A 15,715-nucleotide genomic window follows, 5' to 3' on the forward strand; every position below is an offset into this window, starting at 1 on the left:
GCCCTCCTCACGGTAAAGAGCGGCGGCTAGCGTCCCCGGCAGATCAGTTGGCGGGGAGGGGACCGTGATGCGCGGGTTCAGGCGTTGGACGGCAGGTTTTACGGCGGCCGCGGTCGTCGTACTCGGACTGGGTACGGCTGCACCGGCTCCGGCCCAAGTGGCCGCGGACCGGGTGATCACCGTGGCGGGCTCGCTGCAGAGTGAGCTCGGGTGCGCGGCCGACTGGGATCCGGGCTGTGACGCGACCAGTCTTGGCGCGAGTGCGCCGTACACGAAGGTGTTCGACGTACCGACGGGCTCGTACGAGTTCAAGGTCACGGTCAACAAGAGCTGGGACGAGAACTACGGCGCGGGCGGTGTCCTCAACGGCCAGAACATCCCGCTGCGGATCGAGGGTCCGGCCAAGCTGGAGTTCAGCTACGACGACACGAGCCACGTCGTCACGGTGAAGCCGGTGAATCTCGCCGGACCGGACGTGACAGCCGCCGACCGGGCGCTCGCGACGCCGAGCCTGCGACCGGACCTCACCAAGGAGCGGTTCTACTTCCTGATGGCGGATCGGTTCGCCAACGGTGACAAGTCCAACGACAACGGCGGGCTCACCGGCGACCGGCTGACGACCGGGCTGGACCCGACGGACAAGGGCTTCTACCACGGCGGCGACCTGACCGGTGTGATCCAGAAGCTCGACTACATCAAGTCTCTGGGGACGACATCGATCTGGCTGACCCCGTCGTTCAAGAACCGCCCGGTGCAGGGCTCCGGCGCCGATGTCAGCGCCGGGTACCACGGCTACTGGATCACCGACTTCACCCAGATCGACCCGCACCTGGGCACGAACGCGGACATGAAGCGGCTGATCGACCTCGCGCACCGCAAGGGCATGAAGGTCTTCTTCGACATCATCACCAACCACACCGCGGACGTGATCGCGTACCAGTCCGGCCAGTACGGCTACATCCCGAAGTCCACCGCGCCGTACAAGGATGCCGCCGGCAACGTCTTCGACGACAAGCAGTACGCCGGGGGCGACACGTTCCCGCCGCTCGACGCGGCCGTGAGCTTCCCGAACGTCCCGGTCTTCAGGACGCCGGCCGACGCGAGCGTGAAGGTGCCGGGCTGGCTGAACGACCCGACGCTGTACCACAACCGCGGCGACTCGACGTTCGCCGGCGAGAGCGCGGAGTACGGCGACTTCGTCGGGCTGGACGACCTGTTCACCGAGCAGCCGCGGGTCCGCGACGGGATGATCGACGTCTACAAGACGTGGGCCGAGTTCGGTATCGACGGGTTCCGGATCGACACCGTCAAGCACGTGAACATCGAGTTCTGGCAGAAGTTCTCGCCGCAGATCCTGGCCGCCGCGCAGTCCGCCGGGTCGAAGGACTTCTTCATGTTCGGCGAGGTCTTCGACGCCAACCCGCAGTTCATGTCGACGTACACGACCAAGGGCGCGCTGCAGGCCACGCTCGACTTCGGATTCCAGCAGAACGCGGTCGCGTACGCGAAGGGCGACCCGAGCACCAAGCTGCAGGACTTCTACGCCGACGACGACTACTACACCGACACGGACTCGAACGCGTACGAGCTGCCGACGTTCCTCGGCAACCACGACATGGGCCGCGTCGGCACGTTCTTGAAGCAGGGCGGCGCGTCCGGCGCCGAGTTGCTGGCACGGGACGAGCTGGCGCACTCGCTCATGTACCTGACGCGCGGCCAGCCGGTCGTGTACTACGGGGACGAGCAGGGCTTCACCGGCCCTGGCGGTGACAAGGACGCGCGGCAGGACATGTTCGCGACCCGAACCGCCGACTACGCGGACGACGAGGTCGTCGACGGCACCGGCACGACGACGATCGGCAGCAAGGACCGGTACGACGTCAACGCGCCGATGTACCAGCACATCGCCGGGCTGGCGAAGCTGCGCGCCAAGTACCCGGCACTGTCCGACGGTCGCCAGGTACATCGGTACTCGTCCAAGTTCAACGGGCTGTACGCGTTCAGTCGGCTCGGCAGCGACAACGTCGAGTACCTGGTCGTCGCGAACAACTCCACGACGGCAGCCTCGGCGACGGTACCGACGTACGGCTCGAACACGTGGCTGAAGCCCGTCTACGGCGGGTCCAAGGCGCTGAAGACCGACCGCGAGGGCAGGGTGGTCGTCAGCCAGGCCCCGCTGTCCGTGACGGTCTACCAGGCCCAGAACAAGGTCCCATCCCGCGCCAAGGCTCCCAGCGTGTACATGAGCTCGCCGGAGCTCGGTGCGACGGTCGGTGGGCGCGCTGAGATCGCTGCGGCGGTTCCCGCGAACACCCCGGCGACTGTGACGTTCGGATATCGGCCCGTGGGTACGACGGCGTGGCAGCGGCTCGGTGCGGACGACAACGCGCCGTACCGCGTCTTCCAGGACGTGTCCGGGCTGCCGAAGGGGACGCTGCTCGAGTACCGCGCCGTCCTGCGGGACATCTCAGGTAACTACTCCGTCTCCGGCTCGTACGGCGTGGTGGGTGACGCGGCCGCACCCGGTGGTGGCGGTGGCGGCACTGGTCCCGTCGTACAGCCGGCGAACGTGTCCGTGCCAGGTGACCACAACAGCGAGATGGGCTGTCCCGCGGACTGGTCGCCGGACTGCGACCAGGCTCAGCTGACGCTGGACCCGAAGGACAAGGTCTGGAAGGGCACGTACACGCTGCCGGCCGGCGAGCACGCGTACAAGGCGGCCATCAACAAGACCTGGGACGAGAACTACGGCGCCGGTGGCGTCAAGAACGGTGCGAACATCTCGTACACCGCGCCGAACGGGCCCGTCAGCTTCTACTACGAGCACGGCCGCCACTTCGTCACGTCCACTGCACAGGGGCCGATCATCACGGCGCCCGGGTCGTTCCAGACCGAGCTGGGCTGTCCGACGGACTGGGACCCGTCCTGCATGCGACCCTGGTTGACCGACGAGGACGGCGACGGGACCTACACCTGGTCCACCAGCGAGCTGAAGGCGGGCACCTATGAGGCGAAGGTCGCGCACAACCTGTCCTGGGACGAGAGCTACCCGGCGAACAACGTGCCGGTCTCGGTGCCGAGTGACGGTCTGGTCGTCACGTTCTCGTACGTGCTCGCGACCCACCAGTTCACGGTGACGACGGCCAAGCCCGGCGCACAGCCGGACCTGAGCCAGGCGAAGGCGTACTGGCTGGACCGCGACACCCTCGCCGTACCGGCGGTCGCGCACCCGGAGCGGTACCGGTGGCGACTGCACTGGTCGGACACAGGCTCGCTGAAGGTCGACGCGAACGACATCGGCGGCTCGTCGGCCGCACTGCGGTACGACACCGCGGAGGTGAAGCCCGGCTACACGACCCTGCGCCTCGAAGACGCCGACGTCGAGAAGATCCTCACCGGCCAACTGGGCCTCGCACAGTACGACGACGCCGGCCGCCTCCTCGACGCGACCGGCGTCCAGATCCCCGGCGTCCTCGACGATGTGTACGGCAGCGCCACCACCCGCTCCTACGGCGTCACGTGGCAAGGCGTAGCACCGACCTTCACGCTCTGGGCGCCGACGGCTCAAGACGTGAAGCTGCTGATCGGATCGTCCACGATCCGCATGCGGCGCAGCGACGACGGAGCCTGGTCCGTCGTGGGACGGCCGTCGTGGAAGAACGCGCCGTACCGCTATCAGGTGACGGTGTATGCACCCAGCACCGGCAAGGTGGAGACGAACGTCGTCACGGACCCGTACTCGGTTGCCCTGACCACGGACTCGGCCTACTCCGTCGCCGTCGACCTGAACGACCCGGCCGGAAAGCCGGCGCTCTGGTCCAAGACCCCCGCTCCGAAGCTCGCCCGTGGTGTCGACTCCACGATCTACGAGCTGCACGTCCGTGACTTCTCCGTCAACGACAGCACAGTGCCTGCCGCGCACCGCGGCACCTACCTGGCCTTCGCCGACGAAGGCGACGGCACCAAGCATCTGCGCAACCTCAAGACAGCAGGGCTGAACACGGTGCACCTCCTGCCGACCTTCGACATCGCGTCCATCCCGGAGACCGGACAGCAGACACCCGCGTGTGATCTGAAGGCACTCCCGGCGGACTCGGACCAGCAGCAGGCATGCGTGACAGCAGTGGCCGCGAAGGACGGCTTCAACTGGGGCTACGACCCGTTCCACTGGCTGGCGCCAGAAGGCTCGTACGCCACGCAGAAGGACGGCCTGGCCCGGGTCTCCGAATTCCGAACGATGGTCGGCGGGCTGCACAAGTCCGGTCTGCGCGTCGTACTCGACCAGGTCTTCAACCACACCCCGGCCGCCGGCCAGGCCCCGACGTCGGTGCTGGACCGCATCGTGCCCGGGTACTACCAGCGGCTGAACTCGACCGGAAAGGTCGAGACCTCGACCTGCTGCAGCAACATCGCGACCGAGCACGCGATGGCCGAGAAGATCATGGTCGACGGCACGGTGAGCTGGGCGCGCAACTACCACGTGGACGGTTTCCGGTACGACTTGATGGGTCACCACTCCAAGGCGAACATGCTGAAGGTCCGGGCCGCCCTGGACAAGCTGACGCTCGCCAAGGACGGTGTCGACGGCAAGTCGATCTACCTGTACGGCGAGGGCTGGAACTTCGGCGAGGTGGCGGACGACGCGCTGTTCGTCCAGGCGCGGCAGGGCAACCTCGGCGGCACCGGGATCGGCACCTTCTCCGACCGGCTGCGCGACGCGGTCCGCGGCGGCGGCCCCTTCGACGACAACCCGCGGATCCAGGGCTTCGGCTCCGGCGAGGCGAGCGACCCCAACGGCGACCCGGTGAACGGCACGCCGGCCGAGCGCGCCAAGCGGCTCGCTCACGACACCGACCTGGTTCAGCTCGGGCTGGCCGCCAACCTCCGGTCGTTCAGCTTCACGTCGGCGGAGTCCGGACAGGCCGTCCGCGGTGACCAGGTCGACTACAACGGCCAGCCGGCTGGGTACGCCGACCAGCCGGACGAGGTGATCACGTACGTCGACGCGCACGACAACGAGACGCTGTGGGACACGCTGACGTACAAGCTGCCGACCGACCTGCCGATGCCGGACCGGATCCGGATGAACACGTTGTCGCTGGCCACGACCGCACTGGCGCAGACGCCGTCGTTCTGGCACGCCGGCGCGGACATGCTGCGCAGCAAGTCACTGGACCGCAACTCGTACGACTCCGGCGACTGGTTCAACACGCTCGACTGGACCGGCGCCGACAACGGCTTCGGCCACGGGCTGCCGCCGAAACCCGACAACGAGGCCAAGTGGCCGTACATGAAGCCGCTGCTGGCCAACCCGGCGCTGAAGCCGTCAGCGACCGACGTGGCCACAGCCTCGGCCGCGGCCGCCGACCTGCTGAAGCTCCGGTTCTCGACGCCGCTGTTCCGGCTCGGTTCGGCCGCGCTGATCAACCAGAAGCTGAGCTTCCCGCTGAGCGGTACGACGCCCGGTGTCATCACCATGCGTATCGACGACACGGTGGGGGCTGACGTCGACCCGTCGCTGAAGGGTGTCGTGGTCGTCTTCAACTCCACCAACGCCGCGGTCACCCAGCAGGTCCCGGGCCTGACCGGCGCCAACCTGTCCCTGTCCCCCGTCCAAGCAGCCGGCTCCGACCCGGTCGTCAAACAAACCACCTGGTCGTCCGCGACGGGCACAGCGACCGTCCCGGCCCGGACGGTCGCCGTACTGATGCAGCGCTAGGGCACGCGGACGACGAGGGCCGACGGGTCGACCTCAGCGGTCAGCGACGTGCCCTCGTCGATCGCGTCGCCGTCGAGCTGGCGGCGTACCACCCGGTCGGCGCGCAGTTGGATGCGCCGGCCGGTGAAGCGCTCGACGTGACGCTCGCGCCAGGACTTCACGACCAGGCCGAGCGCGAGCCGCGGCCAGTGCGTGATCCGGCGCGGCGCGAGGACGACCACGTCGATCGTGCCGTCGTCGGGTACGGCGTCCGGCAGCAGCGGGATGTTGGCCTGGAGCGTGCCGACGTTGCCGATCACCACGGTGCGCGCCCGCCGGCGGACCGGCGCCCGGTCGTCGACGGTGATCGTGACCCGGACCGACGGGTGGTTCAGGTTCTTCAGCGTCGACACGACGTACGCCGCCCAGCCCACCCGTTTCTTCAGGTCGTCGGGCGCGTCCTCGATGATCGCCGCGTCGAGGCCGAGCCCGGCCATCACGACGAACCGGTCGGTGGTCAGCTGGTCACCTTCGACCAGCACGCTGTCGATCCGCCGCTCGGAGCCGTCGAGGAGCTCGGTCAGCGCGACGTCGAGGTCGAGCGAGATGCCGAGGTTGCGGGCGAGCAGGTTCCCGGTGCCGCCGGGCAGGACGGCGACCGGGATCGCGGTGCGGGCCAGCTCGGCGCACACCACCCGGACGGTGCCGTCGCCCCCGGCGACCAGCACCAGGTCCACCTGCTCGTCGATCGCGCGCCGGGCCATCGTGACGCCGGCGTCGTCCTCGGTCGTCTCCAGCCACAACGGCTCGCCGAGGCCCCGTTCGGACAGGGCCGTCTCGACGATGCGGCGGAACTTGTCGCCGTCGACCTTCACCGGGTTGACGATCACGGCTGCCCGCTTGGCAGAACTCACCTGATATTTGTCCGTTTCTGAAGATAGCGTCTTGGGTGTGAGCAGACTTCCACGGAGTACCCCAGAAGCCCAGGGCTTGACCACCGCAGCACTCGACAGTTTCGTCGCGGCGCTGGACGCGGGCGAGCCGGAGATCCAGACTGTCATGCTGCTGCGGCACGGCCAGGTCGTGCTGGAGGAGGCTTGGGCGCCGTACCGGCTCGACGACCGGCACCTGTTGTTCTCGGTGTCGAAGAGTTTCACGTCGACGGGCATCGGGCTGGCGATCGACGCCGGGCTGCTCTCGCTCGACGACCAGGTGATCTCGTTCTTCGACGCCGACGAGCTGCCGGAGACGGTCAGCGACAACCTGGCCGCGATGAAGGTCCGGCATCTGCTGACGATGACGACCGGGCACTCGAAGGACACCGTCGACGCGCTCAGTCGGGACCGCCGGATGGTCAAGATCTTCCTCGGCCTCGAGGTCGAGCACGAGCCCGGCACGGTGTTCGCCTACAACAGCGGCGCGACCTACATGCTGTCGGCGATCCTGCAGCGGCGCACCGGCGAGCGCCTGCTCGACTACCTCCGGCCGCGGCTGTTCGAGCCGCTCGGTGCGACCGAGGCGACCTGGCAGGTGTCGAAGGAAGGCATCACGGTCGGCGGCTGGGGCCTGAGCATCAACACGGAGTCGCTGGCCTCCTTCGGGCAGTTGCTGCTGCAGCACGGTGAGTGGCAGGGCAAGCAGCTCGTCCCGGCCGAGTGGTTCGAGGCGGCAACGTCGAAGCAGGTCCCGAACGACACCGAGGAGAACCCGGACTGGAAGCAGGGCTACGGTTTCCAGTTCTGGCGCGGCCGCCACAACACGTATCGCGGTGATGGCGCGTTCGGTCAGTTCTGCCTGGTGTTCCCGGACTACGACGCGGCGCTGATCATCACGAGCTCGACGACCGACATGCAGGCGATCCTGAACACGGTGTGGGAGCACCTGCTGCCCGCACTCGAGGGCAAGGAGGTGCCGGTCGTCCCCCGGCCCGAGCGGCTGGAGCTGGTGCCGCCGGCAGGTGCCGCACCGGCCGCCGGGGACGGCCGGACGTACCGTTTCGCGGCGGCCAACCCAGCCGGTCTCACCTCGGTCCGGATCGACGCGGACGGTTCCGGCACGTTCACGTTCAGCGACCTGGGCGACGGCAGAACCCACGAGATCCGGTGTGCGGCCGGTGACTGGCAGGAGCAGGCTGCGCCGGGCACGGTCGACGACGCCGCTCCGGAAGCCGGCGAGCGCGTCCTGACCAGCGCGTACGGCGACGGCGCCGCGTTCGTGGCCACCTTGCGCTGGGTGGAGACCCCGTTCGTCGCCACCCTCACGTGCCGCGTCGACGGCGGCACGATGACGGTCGACGGCAGGCTCAACGTCTCCTTCGGCCCGACCGAGTTCCGGCTTTCTTCGGAGCCGATGTCACAGGACTGACGCGGCGCGTGTCCTCCGGGTCGTAATCACGGACGACGGAGGATGACATGAAGGTTTTGGTGGCAGGAGCGACCGGCGGACTGGGCCGGTCACTGGTGCCGCAGCTGCTCGCGGCCGGGCACGAGGTGACCGGGATGACCCGGTCCGAGTCCGGCGCGGCCGGCGTGCGGTCGTTCGGCGCGGACGCCGTGCTCGCGGACGGCCTGGACGCCGCCGCGGTGCGCGCGGCCGTGGAGTCGGTCCGGCCCGAGGTCGTCGTACACCAGATGACCGCGCTCAAGGGCGGGATCGACTTCAAGCATTTCGACGACAGCTTCGCGACGACGAACCGGCTGCGAACGGTCGGCACGGACAACCTCCTGGCCGCCGCCAAGGCTGCCGGCGTACGACGGTTCGTCGTCCAGTCGTACGCCGGCTGGAACCTGCAGCACGGCGGATCCGCGGCGAAGACCGAGGCGGACCCGCTCGACCCGGACCCGGTGCCCGCCCAGCGGCAGACGATGGCGGCCATCAAGTACGTCGAATCGGCGGCGGTGAACGCCGAAGGGATCGAGGGCGTCGCGCTGCGGTACGCGAACTTCTACGGTCCGACCGCCGACCTCGGCAAGGGCGGCTCGATGGTGGAGCTGATCCAGAAGCGCCGACTGCCGATCATCGGCGACGGCACCGGGGTCTGGTCGTTCATCCACTACGACGACGCCGCCGCCGCGACGGTGAAGGCGGTCGAGAGCGACGTGACCGGGGTGTTCCAGATCGCCGACGACGACCCCGCACAGGCCGCGGTCTGGCTGCCCGAGCTCGCCAAGATCCTCGGCGCCAAGGCCCCGCGGCGCATCCCGGCGTGGCTCGGACGGCTCGCGGTCGGCGATGTCGGCGTGGCGGCGTTCACCGAGATCCGCGGCGTCGACAACTCCCTCGCCAAGCGGACCTTCGAGTGGCAACCCGGGTACGCGTCCTGGCGCGACGGGTTCCGCCAGGGACTGTGATCTCCGCTCGCTCACAGCAGCGCAAGCCGGTGAGAGGATTCCTTTACTTCCGCGTTACACGCGATGACGACCGCTGAAACCGGCGGGTCCTGAACTGGAAAGGACCCGCCGGTACGGCGGGGCGCCCCTAGGGTTCCGCTGCTGGTCGAGCCGATGGCAGGTCTGGTCCGAGAGGGGAGGCGGTGCTGTCGCCGGCGTTGTGCGGCGGCACCGTTCCACGGCGGGACAAAAGCCCGGGAGGCCTTGAAGGCCCCGGGTTGCCGTGCGCGCATTCCGGGCCCGATCCAGCGGAGGCCGGACATGTCAGCACCCCCCGAAACCCTGACCACCGATGAACTGGGAGCGCGCGACCTCGGCCGCTTCGGCTACTCCCAGCAGCTCTCGCGCCGCGTCGGCAGCTACGCGTCGTTCGCGGCCGGGTTCTCGTTCGTCTCGATCCTCACCACCGTCTTTCAGCTGTTCGGTCTGGGCTTCGGCTTCGGCGGCACGGCGTTCTTCTGGACCTGGCCCGCCGTCCTCGCCGGTCAGCTGATGGTGGCGTTGTGCTTCGCCGAACTCGCCGCGCGGTACCCGCTGTCCGGCGCGATCTACCAGTGGGCCCGCCGCCTCGGCGGTGCGGTCGTCGGGTGGTTCGCGGGCTGGACGATGGTGATCGCGCAGATCATCACGCTGGCCACGGCCGCGATCGCGCTGCAGGTCGTGCTGCCCGCGGTCTGGCCGGGGTTCCAGTTGGTCGGCACGGATCCGGCGCTGGCGTCGAGGGACGGCGCCGCGAACGCCGTGCTGCTCGGGTGCCTGCTGCTCGTCGCGACGACGGTGCTCAACGCGACGAGTGTGCGCATCACAGCGGTCGTCAACTCGGTCGGCGTGACCTGCGAGCTGATCGGCGTCGTGCTGATCGTCGTCCTGCTGACCAGCAAGGCGGAGCGCGGGCCGTCCGTCGTCCTGCACACGACGAACCTCGACAGCACGACCGGGTACGTCGTACCGCTGCTGGTGTCGGCGCTGATGGCGGCGTACGTGCTGGTCGGGTTCGACAGTGCGGGCGAGTTGTCGGAGGAGACGCACAAGCCGCGCGCGACGACGCCGCGGACGATCCTCCGGGCGGTGATCGCGTCCGGGATCGGCGGCGCGTTCCTGATCGTCGCGGCGTTGATGGCCGCGCCGTCGGTGACCGACGGAGATCTCGCCACGCAAGGGCTTCCGTACGTGCTGACGAGCCGGCTGGGTACGACGCCCGGCAAGCTGCTGCTGCTCGACGTCGCGCTCGCGGTGTGCGTGTGCACGTTGGCGATCCAGACCGCCGCGGCGCGGATGATCTTCTCGATGGCGCGCGACAACGTGCTGCCGGGGTCGCGCCGGCTTCGCGAGGTGTCGCCGCGGACCGGTACGCCGGTCGCCGCGACCGTGGTGCCCGGCGTGCTCGCGGGTGTCTGCCTGGTCGTCAACGTGGGGAACGCGGGCCTGTTCCTGGGTCTGGCGAGCGTCTGCATCATGCTGCTCTACGTCGCGTACCTGATGGTCACCGCGCCGTTGCTGGTACGCCGCCTGACCGGGCGCGGGTTGTCCGCCGGGGTGGACGAGAACGGGCGGCCGCTGTTCTCGCTCGGCCGGTTCGGCGTGCTCGTCAACTTCGTTGCCGTCGGCTACGGACTCGCGATGGCGATCAATCTCGGCTGGCCGCGCGCCGAGGTCTACGACCCCGCGGGTGAGGGCTGGTACCTGCACTACCTTCCGCTGATCACCCTCACCGTCGTCGCCGTCGGCGGTCTTCTCGCCTTCCGGGCTCAGCGGAGCGCCTACTACGCGTCGATCGGGCTTCCTGTGCGCACTGCCGCGCCGGTTGTCGAGGTCGAAGGAGCCGGCGCATGACTGCCACGCATACCCACGACATCCCCGGTGACGCGGCGTGGTCGGCGCCGGTGCGGGCCGGACGTGTCATGACGCTGACGGCGCTCGACGACGGCGCGAACGCGTCGGTGCTGATCATCGGCGCCGACCGTCTGGACCGGCTGAACATCCCGGACACGCTCAAGGCGCAGATGTCGGCGCGCATCAGGCCCGGCATGGTGCTGATGTCGGACCGCGGGCTGGCGCTGGCGACAGTCTTGGCCTCGAGTCTGGACTGGCACGACTGCCTGACCGGCGCGGCGCCGGACCGGTTGCTGCTCGAACTCGTGAAGCAGGGTTTCGGTGCAGCGGATCTGCATGGCTGCATCAACTTCTTCAGCAAGGTCGGCGTCGCGGACGACACCCGCGCGTCGCTGGCTTTCGTCCCGGGTCATGCCCGCGCGGGTGACACCGTCACGCTCCGGGCGGACCAGGACCTGCTGGTCTTCGTGTCGACCGCGGCTCATGCGCTGTCCGATCTGCCTGCCGTCGGTGTCGCCGTACAGATCGAGACGCCGGAACACACCGAGGATCCCGACCTGCGGGAGGAAGCGATCCGCGCGCTGCGGCTGACCCGGGAGTTGATCGCATGACCGCGACCGAGACGGCAACCGGCCTCGACACAGGGCTCGACACAGGGCTCGACACTAGCCTCGACATCGTCGTACCGGCGGGCGACGGCGCCCTGGTGACCGTTCCGGCCGGCGGGCGCCTGCGGATCGTGGACCTGCACGGGAACCAGGCCGTGGACACGTTGTTCTACGACGCCCACGACATCGAGAACCGCTACTCCGCCTTCGACACGATCCGCGAGCAGCGGGCGGTGTTCCTGACCACCGGGTCACGGCTGCTGTCGACGCGGCTCGACGAGCTCGCGGTGATCACCGACGACACCTGCGGCCGGCACGACACCGTCGGCGGCGCGTGCTCACAGGAGAGCAACGTCATCCGGTACGGCGAGTTCACGCGGCACCAGCACGCCTGCCGGCAGACCTTCCTGCGGTACGGCGCCGCGGCCGGGATCGGTCAGCGTCAGCTCACGCACAACATCAACTTCTTCATGAACGTGCCGGTGACGGCGAGCGGCGGGCTGACGTTCGAGGACGGTCTGTCGGCGCCCGGTAAGTACGTCGAGGTCACCGCGAGCCGTGATCTGCTCGCGCTGATCAGCAATTGTCCGCAGGTCAACAATCCGTGCAACGGCTGGAACCCGACGCCGATCCAGCTGCTGGGCCGGTGGTGACCGGTGGCCGTGATCATTGTCAACAATCCTGGTGTCCAAACGACGGTGCAGGATCTCGCCGGGCGGCCGGGGCTGTGGGATGTCGGCGTGCCGCCGTCCGGCGCCGCTGACGAGCTGACGTTCGCCCTGCTGAACGCTGCGGTCGGCAATCCGGACACGGCAGCCGGCCTGGAGTGCGTGCTGTCCGGGCCCGTGCTGACATGCGACGAGGACCGGCTGATCTGCGTCGGCGGCGCGGTCCGCCGTGCGACTGTCGACAATCTGCCGATCAGGCCGGGGATGGTCGTGCGCTGGCCGGCCGGCTCCGTGCTGGATGTCGGCCCGCTCGACGGTCCCGGGATGCGGGGATACGTGGCCGTTCAGGGCGGACTGGACGTGCCGCGCGTGCTCGGGAGCCGGTCCACGTTCATCCTCGGCGGCTTCGGCGGACACGACGGTCGCCCGCTGGCCGCCGGCGACCGGATTCCGCTGGGCCGCCGGGAGAACCTGCTGACCCCGTTGTCGGTGGAGTTGCCGTCGATGTCCGGCTCGTGGCAGATCCGCGTCATCCCTGGGCCGCACGGTGCGCCGGAGCATCTCACCGCAGACGGTGTCGACGCGTTCTTCGCCAACAACTGGATTGTCGACCATCGCTCCGATCGCACCGGGGTCCGGTTGCTCGGTCCGACTCCCGGTTGGGCCCGGACCGACGGCGGCGAGGCAGGCCTGCATCCGTCGAACGTCCACGATTCGGCGTACCCGGTCGGCGGCATCATGCTGTCCGGCGACACCCCGGTGATCGTCGGCAAGGACGGCCCGTCGCTGGGCGGTTTCGTCGTACCGGCCGTGGTGATCGAGGCCGACCGGTGGATGCTCGGCCAGCTGAGCGCGGGCGATTCCGTGCAACTGGTCCCGGTGACCCAGGAGACGGCCGCCGAAGCGATCCGGGCCCGCCGCCGCTGGCTGACCGACCTACGCCAGGAGCCGACCGCGGTCGCCACGTCGGCCGCTGCACCCGAACGCCCGAACACACTGCACCGAGGCGATCCGGCCGGCACCACTCCGGCGTACACGATCAGATGCGCGGGCGAACGGCACCTGCTGGTCGAAGCCGGGCCGGCCGAACTGGATCTCACCGTCCGGGTGTGGATCCACCTGCTGGCTCAAGCCCTCCGAAACGAGCGCCCGGCCGGCGTGACGGAGATCGTCGAGGGTGTGCGGTCGCTGCTGGTCGCGGTCGACTCAGCCCGGATCGCCCTCACCTCGCTCGCGGAACAGCTCGCGTTCCTGGCGGCCGGACTGGCTGATCCCGAGACCGTGGTGCTGCCTGCCCGCGAGGTCGTGCTGCCGATCGCGTTCGACCACCCCGAGGCGCACGAGGCGATGCGCCGGTACGCGACGTCGGTGCGGCCGGACGCGCCGTGGTGCCCGGACAACGTCGAGTTCATCCGCCGGGTCAACGATCTCGGCGCGCGCGACGACGTGTTCGAGATCGTGCAGGCCGCGACGTACCTGGTGGTCGGTCTCGGCGACGTGTACCTCGGCGCACCGGTCGCCGTACCGGTCGATCCGCGGCACCGCCTCGTCACGACGAAGTACAACCCGGCCCGGACCTGGACGCCGCAGAACGCGGTCGGGATCGGCGGGATCTACCTGTGTGTGTACGGGATGGAAGGCCCGGGCGGGTACCAGCTGGTCGGACGCACCGTCCCCGTCTGGCGGCTGTCCCCCGCCGACGAGCAGCCCTGGCTCCTGCGGCAGTTCGACCTGATCAGATTCGTCCCGGTGAGCGCGGAGCAACTCGCCCACGAGCGGGCCGAGATCGCTGCCGGGCGAGCCGATCTCAAGACCGCGCCGGCGACGTTCTCGATCGCCGACGTCCGCAAGATCGAGCAGGAGGCACCTGTGGAAATCGCGACCGTGCGGGCCGGACGGCGCGCCGCGTTCGAGGCCGAGAGGGCACGGTGGGGTGCATGAACAACGAGTGGATCACCCGGGTCGACCCGATCGCACCGCTCCCCGGGGTCCTGAACGGGCTGACGATGGCACTGAAGGACAACATCGATCTCGCCGGGGTGCCGACGACGGCCGGCGACCCGCGCAACGCGCGTCCAGCGGAGCGCAACGCCTTCGTCGTCGACCAGCTGATCGCGGCCGGCGCCGTACCGCTGGGGAAGACGAACCTCGACCAGTACGCGACCGGGCTGGTCGGCACGCGATCGCCGTACGGCGCGTGCCACTCGGTCTTCTCCGACCGGCATGTGTCCGGCGGATCGAGCTCGGGCAGTGCCGTCGCTGTGGCGACTGGTCAGGTCGACTTCGCGCTCGGCACCGACACGGCCGGCAGCGGACGGGTGCCGGCTGCTTTCAATCGGATTGTCGGCATCAAACCGAGCCGCGGGCTGGTCTCGGCGCGCGGCGTCGTACCGGCCTGCCGGTCACTCGACTGCGTGACCGTCATGGCGAGGACCGTGACCACCGCGCGGGCGGCGTACGAGGTGATGGCCACGTACGACCCGGACGACGCGTGGTCGCGGCGCGCCTCCGACCTGCCCCGGCGGCGGCGCGGCTTCGGCGGCGTGATCGGCGTACCGGACATCGGGCTCGACCTGGATCCGCTGCACGAGGCGGCCTGGCAGGAGACGCTCGCCGAGGCACATCGGCTCGGCGACGTCGTCAAGGTGGATGTGCGGCCGCTCCTCGAGGCCGCGGACCTGCTGTACTCCGGGCCGTGGCTGGCCGAGCGCTGGCTCGCCTTCGGGGACAAGCTGGACGACGATCCGGCGGTCGACCCGACCGTGCGAACGATCGTGCGGGGCGGCGCGTCGCTGACCGCGGCCGCCGCGTTCGCGGGCTTCGACCGGCTCGCGGCCCTGGCCCGCGCGAGCGAACACCTGTGGACGAAGCTCGACGCGCTGCTGTTACCGGTGACGCCCGGGCATCCCACGGTGGCGGAGGTCGCGGCCGATCCGATCGGCGCGAACGGCCGCCTCGGCCGGTTCACGAACATGGTCAACCTCCTCGATCTGTGCGCGGTGGCGTTCCCGGGACCGGATCGCGCCGACGGTCTGCCGTTCGGGATCCAGCTGCTGGCACCGGCCGGGCATGATCTCAAGCTCATCGACTTGGCATCCGCGTGGACCGGCGAGGACGTGCCGGCTTCGGACGGCGACGTTCTGCTCGCGGTCGCGGGCGCGCATCTGTCCGGCCAGCCGCTCAACGACCAGCTGGTACGGCGTGGTGCACGGCTGGCGTTCGCCGCGCGGACCGCGTCGTCGTACCGGATGTACCTCGTCGACGGGCCGCGTCCGGGACTGACCCGGACGCTGACGGGCGCGGACGGTCCAGGGATCGAGGTCGAGGTGTGGAGGCTGCCCGCGACCGAGCTCGGCGGTTTCGCGACGACCATCGATCCGCCGCTGGCGATCGGCCCTGTGGAACTGTCGGACGGACAGCAGGTGCTCGGGTTCGTCTGTACGGCGGATGCCGCGGACCCGGCGCGGGACATCACGGCGGCGGGCGGCTGGCGGGCGTACCTGGCCGGGAGCTGACCCT

9 protein-coding genes are annotated in these 15,715 nt (G+C 69.4%); 8 read left to right on the plus strand and 1 reads right to left on the minus strand.

Annotation, left to right across the window (positions count from 1 at the left end; all coding sequences use genetic code 11):
* Window positions 1-67: 67 nt before the first annotated feature.
* Window positions 68-5,719 carry a pullulanase-type alpha-1,6-glucosidase gene (pulA, locus tag ABZX12_RS00125; protein ID WP_355688356.1) on the plus strand — a complete coding sequence of 1,884 codons (5,652 nt, stop codon included), beginning with the start codon at window positions 68-70 and terminating at the stop codon, window positions 5,717-5,719.
* On the opposite strand, the gene ABZX12_RS00130 is transcribed toward pulA, so the two are convergent.
* Window positions 5,716-6,612, minus strand: a complete 897-nt coding sequence (locus tag ABZX12_RS00130; RefSeq protein WP_355688358.1) for a diacylglycerol kinase family protein — start codon at window positions 6,610-6,612, stop codon at window positions 5,716-5,718. The genes pulA and ABZX12_RS00130 overlap by 4 nt on opposite strands.
* Before the next feature lie 76 nt (window positions 6,613-6,688).
* On the opposite strand from ABZX12_RS00130, the gene ABZX12_RS00135 reads away from it, so the two are divergent.
* The 7 genes from ABZX12_RS00135 to atzF all read left to right on the plus strand — a co-directional run bounded on the left by ABZX12_RS00135 (window position 6,689) and on the right by atzF (window position 15,711).
* Window positions 6,689-8,062 carry a serine hydrolase gene (locus ABZX12_RS00135; protein WP_355688360.1) on the plus strand — a complete coding sequence of 458 codons (1,374 nt, stop codon included), beginning with the start codon at window positions 6,689-6,691 and terminating at the stop codon, window positions 8,060-8,062.
* Window positions 8,063-8,109: 47 nt separating this feature from the next.
* Window positions 8,110-9,048, plus strand: coding sequence for an NAD(P)-dependent oxidoreductase (locus tag ABZX12_RS00140; RefSeq protein ID WP_355688362.1), 939 nt, complete (start codon window positions 8,110-8,112; stop codon window positions 9,046-9,048).
* Window positions 9,049-9,348: 300 nt separating this feature from the next.
* On the plus strand, window positions 9,349-10,920 hold the full coding sequence (locus ABZX12_RS00145) for an amino acid permease (protein ID WP_355688364.1): 1,572 nt from the start codon (window positions 9,349-9,351) through the stop codon (window positions 10,918-10,920).
* The gene (locus tag ABZX12_RS00150) at window positions 10,917-11,531 is read left to right on the plus strand and encodes a DUF1989 domain-containing protein (protein WP_355688366.1); all 615 of its coding nucleotides are present in this window, start codon (window positions 10,917-10,919) and stop codon (window positions 11,529-11,531) included. The genes ABZX12_RS00145 and ABZX12_RS00150 overlap by 4 nt, the downstream gene beginning before the upstream one ends.
* Window positions 11,528-12,181: an urea amidolyase associated protein UAAP2 gene (locus ABZX12_RS00155; RefSeq protein WP_355688367.1), complete on the plus strand. Its 654-nt coding sequence runs from the start codon at window positions 11,528-11,530 to the stop codon at window positions 12,179-12,181. Before ABZX12_RS00150 ends, ABZX12_RS00155 begins: the two co-directional genes overlap by 4 nt.
* Before the next feature lie 3 nt (window positions 12,182-12,184).
* Window positions 12,185-14,137, plus strand: a complete 1,953-nt coding sequence (locus tag ABZX12_RS00160) for a 5-oxoprolinase/urea amidolyase family protein (protein ID WP_355688369.1) — start codon at window positions 12,185-12,187, stop codon at window positions 14,135-14,137.
* Complete coding sequence (atzF, locus tag ABZX12_RS00165) at window positions 14,134-15,711, plus strand: allophanate hydrolase (RefSeq protein WP_355688371.1); 1,578 nt, start codon at window positions 14,134-14,136, stop codon at window positions 15,709-15,711. Before ABZX12_RS00160 ends, atzF begins: the two co-directional genes overlap by 4 nt.
* The last annotated feature ends 4 nt before the right edge of the window (window positions 15,712-15,715 follow it).

The sequence above is a fragment of the Kribbella sp. NPDC003505 genome, from assembly GCF_040610875.1.
GTDB lineage: Bacteria > Actinomycetota > Actinomycetes > Propionibacteriales > Kribbellaceae > Kribbella.

What these genes read in the sequence shown, in the direction of transcription:
- ABZX12_RS00155 (WP_355688367.1), top strand. Translation starts at nt 11,528, where the DNA reads ATGACCGCGACCGAGACGGCAACCGGCCTCGACACAGGGCTCGACACA.
- pulA (WP_355688356.1), top strand. Translation starts at nt 68, where the DNA reads ATGCGCGGGTTCAGGCGTTGGACGGCAGGTTTTACGGCGGCCGCGGTC.
- atzF (WP_355688371.1), top strand. Translation starts at nt 14,134, where the DNA reads ATGAACAACGAGTGGATCACCCGGGTCGACCCGATCGCACCGCTCCCC.
- ABZX12_RS00150 (WP_355688366.1), top strand. Translation starts at nt 10,917, where the DNA reads ATGACTGCCACGCATACCCACGACATCCCCGGTGACGCGGCGTGGTCG.
- ABZX12_RS00145 (WP_355688364.1), top strand. Translation starts at nt 9,349, where the DNA reads ATGTCAGCACCCCCCGAAACCCTGACCACCGATGAACTGGGAGCGCGC.
- ABZX12_RS00140 (WP_355688362.1), top strand. Translation starts at nt 8,110, where the DNA reads ATGAAGGTTTTGGTGGCAGGAGCGACCGGCGGACTGGGCCGGTCACTG.